At 64.6% G+C, this 9,876-nt stretch carries 9 protein-coding genes and 1 pseudogene; 8 read left to right on the forward strand and 2 right to left on the reverse strand.

The genetic code is table 11. The annotated features are described in order from the left end of the window. Nucleotides 1-1,096 (reverse strand): M48 family metalloprotease (locus tag CWO89_RS35215; RefSeq protein WP_130583027.1); only part of this gene is annotated, 1,096 nt, incomplete at its 3' end. 135 nt (nt 1,097-1,231) lie between these two features. Between CWO89_RS35215 and CWO89_RS35220 the strand changes: the two genes are divergently transcribed. The 8 genes and pseudogenes from CWO89_RS35220 to CWO89_RS35250 all read left to right on the forward strand — a co-directional run bounded on the left by CWO89_RS35220 (nt 1,232) and on the right by CWO89_RS35250 (nt 9,337). Continuing rightward, nucleotides 1,232-2,419: a pyridoxal phosphate-dependent aminotransferase gene (locus CWO89_RS35220; RefSeq protein WP_130583028.1), complete on the forward strand. Its 1,188-nt coding sequence runs from the start codon at nt 1,232-1,234 to the stop codon at nt 2,417-2,419. Nucleotides 2,420-2,511: 92 nt separating this feature from the next. Further along, on the forward strand, nt 2,512-3,069 hold the full coding sequence (locus CWO89_RS35225; RefSeq protein WP_130583035.1) for a biotin transporter BioY: 558 nt from the start codon (nt 2,512-2,514) through the stop codon (nt 3,067-3,069). Nucleotides 3,070-3,171: 102 nt separating this feature from the next. Beyond that, nucleotides 3,172-4,512, forward strand: coding sequence for a dicarboxylate/amino acid:cation symporter (locus CWO89_RS35230; RefSeq protein WP_130583029.1), 1,341 nt, complete (start codon nt 3,172-3,174; stop codon nt 4,510-4,512). A 374-nt stretch (nt 4,513-4,886) separates the two neighbouring features. After that, complete coding sequence (locus tag CWO89_RS35235; RefSeq protein ID WP_130583030.1) at nt 4,887-5,924, forward strand: 2-keto-3-deoxygluconate permease; 1,038 nt, start codon at nt 4,887-4,889, stop codon at nt 5,922-5,924. Nucleotides 5,925-5,926: 2 nt separating this feature from the next. Next, nucleotides 5,927-6,606: pseudogene (locus CWO89_RS48335) on the forward strand (four-carbon acid sugar kinase family protein); the annotation flags it as partial. A gap of 132 nt (nt 6,607-6,738) precedes the next feature. Beyond that, on the forward strand, nt 6,739-7,233 hold the full coding sequence (locus CWO89_RS48340) for a nucleotide-binding domain containing protein (RefSeq protein WP_245476726.1): 495 nt from the start codon (nt 6,739-6,741) through the stop codon (nt 7,231-7,233). After that, a complete protein-coding gene (pdxA, locus tag CWO89_RS35245) occupies nt 7,230-8,228 on the forward strand; it encodes a 4-hydroxythreonine-4-phosphate dehydrogenase PdxA (protein WP_130583031.1) in 999 nt (332 codons plus the stop codon). The genes CWO89_RS48340 and pdxA overlap by 4 nt, the downstream gene beginning before the upstream one ends. 341 nt (nt 8,229-8,569) lie before the next feature. Then, nucleotides 8,570-9,337 (forward strand): DeoR/GlpR family DNA-binding transcription regulator, encoded by a 768-nt coding sequence (locus tag CWO89_RS35250; protein ID WP_130583032.1) that lies wholly within the window; start codon nt 8,570-8,572, stop codon nt 9,335-9,337. 294 nt (nt 9,338-9,631) lie between these two features. Here CWO89_RS35250 and CWO89_RS35260 read toward each other — a convergent pair. Then, nucleotides 9,632-9,876: hypothetical protein (locus CWO89_RS35260; RefSeq protein ID WP_130583034.1), on the reverse strand; the 245-nt coding region annotated here is incomplete at its 5' end.

Here is a 9,876-nt window from a genome sequence, read left to right on the forward strand (position 1 = left end):
GGCCGAGCAGCATCTCGATCAGGGGCGAGTTGCCCGAGAGTTGCACCGCCCTGCGCAGCGGCGCGATCGCCTCCGCCGGCCTGCCGCCCTCCAGCAGCGCCTGGCCGCGCAATTCATAAAAATAGGCGTTGTTGGGCTGCGCCTGGATCAGGCCGTCGATCTGGGCAAGCGCGCTGCGGAGATCGCCGTGCAGATAGGTCGAGATCGCCCGCGCGTAGCGGGCGGGCAGGCCGTTGTTGGACGAAGGATAGCGGCGATAGACGGTGTCCTGACGCTCCATGAAGGCGGAGATCTTGGCGCGCACCATGTCGTGGCGCATTTGCAGCGCCGCATCATCCTTCTTGTCCCAATAGGGGCTGGAGCGCGCGATCTCCGCCAGCGCCGCCACGCGATCAGCGGGCATTGGATGCGACATCAGATACGGATCGGCGCCGCGTGCCGCGAACAGGCTTTCGTCGGTGAAGCGCTTGAACGTTTCGTACATGCCCTTGGCGGACTGGCCGGTCGCGTTCAGGAATTTCACGCCGGCGCGGTCGGCGTTCTCTTCCTGCTGGCGCTGGTAGGAGAGCAGCGTTCGGCGGATCACTTCCTGCGGCGCCGCGACTGCCGCGGCACCGGCATTGGCGAGGCCGCTGTTCGCGCCGCCGCGTGCGCCTGCGACCATCGCGCCGGCGCCGAGCAGCATGGCGATGATCATCTGGGTCTGCGCCTGCGCCAGTTGCTCGCGGAGCTTTGCGAGATGGCCGCCGGCAAGATGCCCTGTTTCGTGCGCGAGTACGCCGATGATCTGGTTCGGCGTCTCCGACTGCATGAGCGCGCCGTAATTGACGAAGATGCGGCGGCCGTCGGCAACGAAAGCGTTGAACGTGCCATCGTTGATGATGACCATCTGGATGTTCTGCTTCTCCAGTCCCGCGGCGCGCAGGATCGGCCTCGTATAGTCGCGCAGCAATTGCTCGGCCTCAGTATCGCGCAGGATCGGCGGGCCCTTGTTCTCCTGCGCCAGCGCCATCGTGGGCGCGACCGCCAGCGCGATCGCGGTGGCGAGCGCAGTCAATTTCAGGGTCTTCTTGCGAAGCGCGAAACGGAGCAGCATGGGGCGGTCTTAGCGATTGGCGGCGGGCCACGGACAATATATGCCCTAACAAACCGCCGAATGCGGCCAGTCTGGGGCGCAACCGGTCGTTACGGAACCCGAAACCGGCGACGCCGGCCCAAATAGCAGATATCCATGCCCGAAGCGACATTTAGAGACCGCGTGAATCACCTTTTGACCGCTTCGGGAAGGAGCGAGGTTCCGCCCTTCATGGTCATGGACGTGATGGCGGCGGCGGCGCGAATCGAGGCGGCCGGCGGGCATGTGATCCACATGGAGGTCGGCCAACCGGCGGCGCCGGCACCGACGGCGGCGATTGCAGCCGCCCACGCGGCGCTCGACGATGGACGCATCGACTATACCTCCGCGCTCGGCATTCCCTCGCTGCGCGCGCGCATCGCGCGGCATTATCTCGAGACGTATGGATGCGAGGTCGATGCCGAGCGCATCGTGATCACGACGGGCTCGTCGGGCGGCTTCATCCTCACGTTTCTCGCGATGTTCGAGCCGGGCGATCGCGTAGCGGTCACCGTGCCCGGCTATCCGCCATACCGCCATATCCTGAGCGCGCTCGGCTGCGAGCCGGTGCTGATCGAGACGACGAACGAAACGCGGCATGCGCTGACCGGCGAAGCGTTGCTGGACGCGCATCGCAAGGCGCCGCTCAAAGGCGTTCTGGTGGGCAGCCCCGCCAATCCGACCGGCACGATGATGTCGCGCGAAGCTCTTGCAAGCCTGATGGCGGCGGCCGAGAGCGCCGGCATCCGCTTCATCTCGGACGAGATCTATCATGGGCTCGACTACGCCTTCCCGGCGGTGACTGCAGCCGAATTGTCCCCACACGCCCTCGTGATCAATTCGTTCTCGAAATATTTCTGCATGACCGGTTGGCGGGTCGGCTGGATGGTCGTGCCCGAGCCGCTGGTGCGCCCGATCGAGCGGCTGCAGCAGAACCTCTCGATTTCGGTGCCGACGCTATCGCAGATCGCAGCCGAAGCCGCCTTCGATGGCCGCGAGGAGATGGAAGCAATCAAGCGCGGCTATCAGGAGAATCGGCGCATTCTGATCGAGGGGCTGCCGAAAGCGGGGCTGACCAAGTTCCTGCCCGCGGATGGCGCATTCTACCTTTATGCCGATGTGTCGGACTTTACGTCCGACAGCTTCGAATTTGCCCGCCAGATGCTGGAAAAGGCCCATGTCGCGGCGACGCCGGGCGTCGATTTCGATCCGATTCACGGCCGCGCCTTCATCCGTTTTTCCTATGCGCGGTCCGCAGAGGAGATGCAGGAAGCGGTTGCGCGGATTGCTGGTTGGCTTAAATAGCGCGCCAGTTTGTCACACCCCCGGAGTTGGCCTTGTCCGTCAGATCGGTATCTGTGTCCGCCGCCGCCAGGCATTTTCCTCTTGCTTCGGTGCTGTGGCCGAACCGGTCGGGTGAATTCTCCTCGCTATGGCGCGGGACCATCCTGGTGTTCCTGGGCACGGCGCTGCTGACGCTGTCGGCCAAGGTCAATCTGCCGTTGCCCTATGTGCCAATGACGCTGCAGACGCTGGTGGTGCTGATGATCGGCGCCGCCTATGGCTCGTGGCTCGGAACTGCGACCGTGATCGCCTATCTGGCCGAAGGCGCGATGGGCTTTCCGGTGTTTGCCGGACCGGTCGGCGGCCTCGCGCCGCTGATGGGGCCGACGGCCGACTATCGGTTCGGCTTCGTGGCGGCGGCGTTCGTCACCGGCGGGCTCGCCGAGCGCGGCTGGGACCGAAACGTCGTCCGGCTGTTTGCTGCGATGGCGCTCGGCCACATCATCATCCTCGCGGCCGGTTTTGCCTGGCTCGCCTTTGGCGTCGGCTTGGGCGCCGAGAAGGCGTGGCTGGTCGGGATCGTGCCGTTCATCGCGGGCACGCTCGTCAAGACCGCGCTCGGGGCCGCGCTGCTGCCGGCCGCACGGCGGCTCGCCGATCGCCGCCCGTAAGCGGGCCTCGCGCGAGGCGCTGCCAATCTGAATTTTCGAGATGGTCGTCCCCGCATAGCTCGGGAGATCGGCCTTGCGCATCTTCGAGTAGGAGTGAGAGTCATGGCAACGATTGCGACGAGCGGGCCTGCTGAGGCCAGCACAGCAAAAAAACCGTGGTACCGAATCCTCTATGTCCAGGTGCTGATCGCGATCGTGCTCGGCGTCGTGGTCGGCTGGTTGTGGCCGAACGTTGCGACCAACGACTGGATCAAGGCGCTCGGCGACGGCTTCATCAAGCTGATCAAGATGGTGATCGCTCCGATCATCTTCTGCACGGTGGTCTCGGGCATCTCGCATATCCAGGACGCCAGCAAGGTCGGGCGCGTCGGCATCAAGGCGCTGCTCTATTTCGAGATCGTCTCCACCTTCGCGCTGATCCTCGGCCTGATCATGGGCAATCTGTTTCAGATCGGCCATGGGCTGGCAGCGAGGCCCGGGGCCGCGGACGTCGCGAGCGCCACCAAATACGCGGATCAAGCGCACGCCCAGAAGTCGGTCGATTTCGTTCTCAACATCATCCCCGACAGCGTGTTCGGCGCGTTCGCGCGCGGTGACATCCTGCAGGTGCTGCTGTTCGCGATCCTGTTCGGCTTTGCGCTGATGGCGATGGGCAAGCGCGGCGAGCGGCTGCGCGACATCATCGACGATGGCGCACATGCGGTGTTCGGCGTGATTAGCATAGTCATGAAAGCGGCGCCCGTCGGTGCGTTCGGCGCGATGGCCTTTACTATCGGCAAGTTCGGTCCCGCAGCGCTCGGTAATCTGATCGGCCTGATCGGGCTGTTCTACGGCACCGCCGCGCTGTTCGTGGTGCTTGTGCTCGGCCTGATCGCGCGGGTGATGGGCTTCAGCATCTTCAAGTTCATCGCCTACATCAAGGACGAGCTGTTGATCGTGCTTGGCACCAGCTCGTCCGAGAGCGCGCTGCCGCAATTGATGGAAAAGCTGGAGCGGCTCGGGTGCTCCAAGCCGGTGGTCGGGCTCGTAGTGCCGACTGGCTATTCCTTCAACCTCGACGGCACCAACATCTACATGACGCTGGCGACGCTGTTCATCGCGCAAGCGCTTGGCGTCGATCTCACCTTCGGCCAGCAATTGACCATCCTGATCGTGGCGATGCTGACCTCAAAAGGGGCGAGCGGCGTCACCGGCGCGGGCTTCATCACGCTTGCGGCGACGCTGACCGTGGTCAATCCGGCCCTGGTGCCGGGCATGGCCATCGTGTTCTCGATCGACAAGTTCATGAGCGAGGTGCGTGCGCTCACCAACATCACCGGCAACGGCATCGCCGCGGTGTTCGTGTCTTGGTGGGAGGGCGAGCTCGACCACAAGAAGCTGCACGCCAACCTGAACAAGCAGATCGATCCGTCCGACGTCGAGACGGCGATCACCACGGGGTGATCTGCCAGCGAGCTTTTCGCCGCGGCAAAAGAAACGCTAACGGGGCGCACCATTTTCATGGTGCGCCCCGTTCCGTACGGAGCAGATCGTTCTGAAGGAAGCTAGCTAGGGCTGGCGGTAGACAGCCGCCCGAAGATTAGGCCGCCGTCCGTCCAAGATCACAACGGGCGGCGTGATTTTCGGATTTCTGGGGCGGACCGGACCGGGCTTGTGCGGGCGTTCGACCGTCGCCCGCGTAGCCGTATTGCGCGAAGCGCGCAATAAAATCTTGAATGTTGCGTAATGTGAGCATATACGGGCAGCCGTTTGCTCGTTTCTCTGGCGGAAATGCGCAGAATGATCGGATGGGCGCCTTGCGCGGGAGGAAAACAGAAATGCGGGTTCCAATTAAGCGGGCGATCGAGAAGGTGCCTGGCGGGATGATGGTGGTCCCGCTGTTAGTGGGGGCGCTTATTGCGACCTTCTTTCCCGATACTCCGAAGTTCTTTGGCTCCTTCACCGGCGCACTGTTCTCCGGCGCACTGACGATTCTCGCCGTGTTTTACGTTTGCATGGGCGCGAGCATCGACTTCCGCGCGACCCCCTACATTGTGAAGAAGGGCGGCACCCTGCTGATCGTGAAGGTCGGCGTTGCCGTTGCCCTCGGCCTGATCTTCGGCCGCATTTTGGGAGAAGCGCCGGTCGCAGCCGGCATGTTCGCGGGCGTCTCGACTCTCGCGATCGTCGCCGCCATGAACGACACCAATGGCGGTCTCTATATGGCGTTGATGGGCCAATATGGACGCCCGCGTGACGTCGGCGCGTATACCATCATGTCGCTGGAGAGCGGTCCTTTCCTCACCATGATCACCTTGGGCGTGGCCGGCCTCTCGGCATTTCCATTCCAGACCCTGGTGGGCGCTATCCTGCCTCTGGTGGTGGGCATGATCATCGGCAATCTCGATCGCGAGATGCGCGACTTCCTGAGCCGCGCGGTGCCTGTGATGATCCCGTTCTTCGCCTTCGCGCTCGGCGCCGGCCTCGATCTATCGAAGGTCTGGCAGGCCGGTCTACTCGGCCTCGGCATGGGAGTGGCCGTGGTGGTTGTGACCGGCATCCCGCTGTTCTTCGCCGATCGCATCACTGGCGGGAATGGTGTCGCGGGTGTTGCGGCGGCCTCGACGGCTGGTAATGCGGCGGCCGTCCCGGCGATTGTCGCCGCGGCCAATCCGGCCTATGCGGACGCGGCGCGGCCCGCGACCATCCTCGTCGCGGCGTGCGTCGTGGTTACCGCAATCCTGGTGCCGATCGTCACCGCCTGGACGGCCCGCGTTGTTGGTCGCGACGTCGAGGAGCCTGCAGAAGAGAGCGTGGCTTCTGCCGGCAAGATGACCCCCGCGGCGCGCTCGGCTGTCACTGAGGCAGGTCACTGAAGATGGCCCCTAAAGCGTTTTCGAGCGACGTGGATACCGGTTCGCGTCAAGAAAATGCGTCAAGCCAAAGCTGGCTGATCGTCGCTGACGATCTCACCGGTGCCGCGGATTGTGCGATCGCCTTCGGCAGAAGGGGGCGTGCGGCTGCGGTGACGTGGGGTGAGGTGACCGACGCGTCGGGTTACCAGCTGCCCGTCCTGGCCTACGATGCAGCGAGTCGAGGCCTTTCGGCCGGGGCCGCTGCAGCCCGCCATGCCGATGTGCTGGCGCGCCTGTGCGAACCCGGGCGTATTCTTTTCAAAAAATTGACTCGACGCTGCGGGGGCAACCTGCGGCGGAGACTGCCGCCGCGCTTGCGCATCTCAAGTCGCGGTCGGGGCCGGCCTTCGGCGTGTTCGCGCCGGCCTTTCCGGCCACCGGCCGCACCACGATCGACGGGCGCATCCTGGTCAAAGGCCGCCCCCTCGAGGAGGCCGAGGTCTGGCGGCGCGACCACACCTATCCGAATGCCGATCTCGTCGACGTTCTCGCGACCGCGGGCATTCGCGGTGAGAAGGTCAAGCTCGCTGCCGTGCGCAGTGGCGCTCTCAAAGCCACATTCGCGAGACTGGCCGGGGAGGGCGATGTGGTCGCGGCCTGCGACGCCGCGACTGAACACGATCTGCATTTGATCGCGGAGGCGAGCCTGCATGCATCGCCCGCAACCTTCTTCATCGGCAGCGCCGGCCTCGCGCACGCACTGGCCGGTCTCGAAGTCAGCCATGCCGTCGAGGCGCTGCGCATTCCGACGAGCGAATCCGGCACCCTGATCGTGGTGGGCTCGCTCGCCGGCGCGTCTCGCGGCGCCGCGCGCGAGCTGGAGGCGACCGGCACCGTGGCGCATTTCCCGGTCGCGCCAGAGACGCTGCTCAAGGATGGTGCCGGCCGGGCGGCACTCGCCGCGGACGTGATGAAACGACTTGCCGGCGGCGGCGATGCGCTGGTTGAGATCATGATGGATGATCACCCCGACATGTCGCTCGGCCCGCAGCTCGCCAAGAGTCTCGCCGACGCTCTGGGGGCCGTCGCACCCGCGATCGGCGCCTTTGCTGCGACCGGCGGCGAAACCGCCGCGGCGATGCTGTCGCGCTTCGGCGTCAACGGCATCCGTCTTGCCGACGAAATCGAGCCGGGCGTGTCGCTCGGCCTTACTCTTGGCCGATTGTCCGTTCCGATCGCCACCAAAGCGGGCGCGTTCGGTGACGAGCAAAGCCTCATCCGCATCAGCGAGCGCCTTCGCGCCGTCCGAACCAGAGGAACTTTCATATGACTCGTCCGACCATTGCGATCACCATGGGAGATCCGGCCGGTATCGGGCCCGAGGTGATCATGAAGGCGCTGGCGCAGCCGGAGGTGCAGGCGATCTGCAATGCGCTGGTGATCGGCGACGCCAACCGTCTGCGCAAGGCCGGTGAGATCGTCGGCGTGCCGCTTGAGGTTGACGCGTTGAGCGACGCGAAGGAAGCGAATTTTGCGTCGAAGGCCGTGCAATGCGTTGACCTGAAGCTGGTGCCGGACGATCTGCCGTTCGGCAAGGTTTCGGCGACGGCAGGTGAGGCGGCCTATCGCTATATCGAGAAAGCCGTGCAGGTGGTGCAGGCAGGGCTCGCACAAGGCATCTGCACCGCGCCGCTCTCCAAGGAAGCGCTGCATGCGGCCGGCCACAAATATCCCGGCCATACCGAACTCCTCGCGCATCTGACCGGCACGCCGGAAGTGTCGATGATGCTGGTGTCGCCGAAACTCCGCGTCATTCACGTGACCACGCATATCGGCCTGCTCGATGCGATCGAGAAGATCGAGCCCGGCCTCGTCGAGCGTGTCATCGCACGCGGACATGACGTGCTGGTGCGCGCCGGCATCGCCAATCCGAAGATCGGCGTCTGCGCCATCAATCCGCATGCCGGCGAGAACGGGTTGTTCGGTCGCGGCGAGGAAGCCGCGAAGATCACGCCGGCCGTGGAAGCCTGTCAGCGCAAGGGCTGGGACGTGCGCGGCCCCCTGCCTGCCGACACGCTGTTCTTCCTGGCCGGCCGCGGCGACTACGACATGGTGGTCGCGATGTATCACGATCAGGGCCATGGACCCATCAAGGTGCTGGGGCTGGAAGCCGGCGTGAACATCACTGTTGGCCTGCCGGTGATCCGCACCTCGGTCGATCACGGCACCGCCTTCGACATCGCGGGCAAGGGCATCGCCGACGAGCGCAGCCTGATCGAGGCGCTGCGGCAGGCGGTCGATCTTGCGCCGAAGAAGGCGGCTTGAGGGGCTGCCTGAAAAAGGCAGGGCTATCGCATATGAAATAGAACTTGGTGGGCGGTCCCTTCGCGGCCCATCCTTCGAGACGCCCGCCGTTGGCGGGCTCCTCAGGATGAGGTCTAATTTAGCGGCGGAATCTTTGACCCTCATGGTGAGGAGCGCCGCTTGCGGCGCGTCTCGAACCATGAGGCCAGGCGCCCGTTGCGCGGGCTTCCCAGAGTGAGGAGCTAGATGTGGGTTAAGCGCTTATATTGCGCGGCCGATGCATCGTGGTATCCATCGGCCGTGCCGCGGAGCCGATACGGTCGGGCTCGGCTGACGGCAATGAATCTGTGGGCTGAGGTTCGATGTCGATGCGCAGCAAGGAGCGTCACGCTCGTCTGTTGGAAGCACTGAACGCAGGAGAGATCGATGTCGACGATCTCGCGCGGCGCTTCGACGTCTCCGCCTCCACCGTGCGGCGCGACCTGCAGCATCTGTCCAAGAACAATGCCGTGCGCCGCACTTATGGCGGCGCCATTCTCACCGCGCACGCAACCGAGACGACGCTCGAGCAGCGCCTTGCGGTCCAGGGCAAACAGAAGCAGGCGATCGCGCGCGCGGCGATCGATCTGATCGAGGACGGCGACACGCTGATTCTCGATGCCGGCTCGACGGTCGCAGCCTTCGGCCGACTGCTGCAGCAGCGGCGGCTGCGCATCATCACCAACAACCTTGCGCTGCTGCCCTTCCTCGCCAAGGCTCCGACCATAGAGCTTGTGGTGCTGGGCGGCGCGCTGCGCACCACCAGCATGAGCACCATGGGGCCGCTCGCTAATGACGCGCTGCGGCGCATGACCGCGGACCGCGCCGTCATGAGCGCCGACGGCGTGGTGAATGGCCGTGGCCTGTGCGAAGCGGATCTCGAGCAGGTCGCACTGAAGTCGCTGATGATGCAGCAGTCGAAAGAAGTCATCGTTCTCGCCGACGCCAGCAAGCTCGGCCGCGCCGAACAAATGGCCTGGGCGCCGCTGCCGCCGCGCTGGACTCTGGTGACTGATGTCGGCGCATCCGAGGAGCAGTGCAAGCGTCTCGCCGATGCGGGAGCGCGCTTGATCGTTGCTGGCGTTCGCTGAGCCGGCACCGCAATTTTCCGCATGATCGAAGAAAAATATCGACCGAGGCGGGGTTACGGAAACCGGCTTCCACTTTTCCGGATCGTGCTCTAGAGCGTGATGACTTTTCTTCGAATCGTCATCCCGCTCTAGCTCTTTGTTTGAGCATGATCTTTTTCGGAAAACAGGTCTCCACTTTTCCGGATCATGCTCCAGAGCATTTTCGGTTCTGATTGAATCAGAACCGAAGCTCTAGATTCTTGTTTTGACGCGTTTTCTTCACGCGAACCGGTGTCCACTTCGCTCGAAAACGCTCTAGCCGCCGCCAAAGCGGCGCGACCACCAGCCGGCCTTGCGCGGCGAGGCTTCGGTGGTCGTTGCTGCAGGGGCGGGCTCTGCGACCGCCGCGGGAGCGGGCTCTGCCGGCGGAATCGGCTCGGATTCGCTTTGCACGACGACGGGCGCGGGCTCGGGCTGCGAGGAGAAGCTCACTTTCTCGCGCACGGTCGAGCGGCGACGCATCGCGCGATCGTTCTCCTGCGCAGGCTCCTCGGCCTCGG

The sequence above is a fragment of the Bradyrhizobium sp. Leo170 genome, assembly GCF_004296405.1.
Lineage (GTDB): Bacteria > Pseudomonadota > Alphaproteobacteria > Rhizobiales > Xanthobacteraceae > Bradyrhizobium.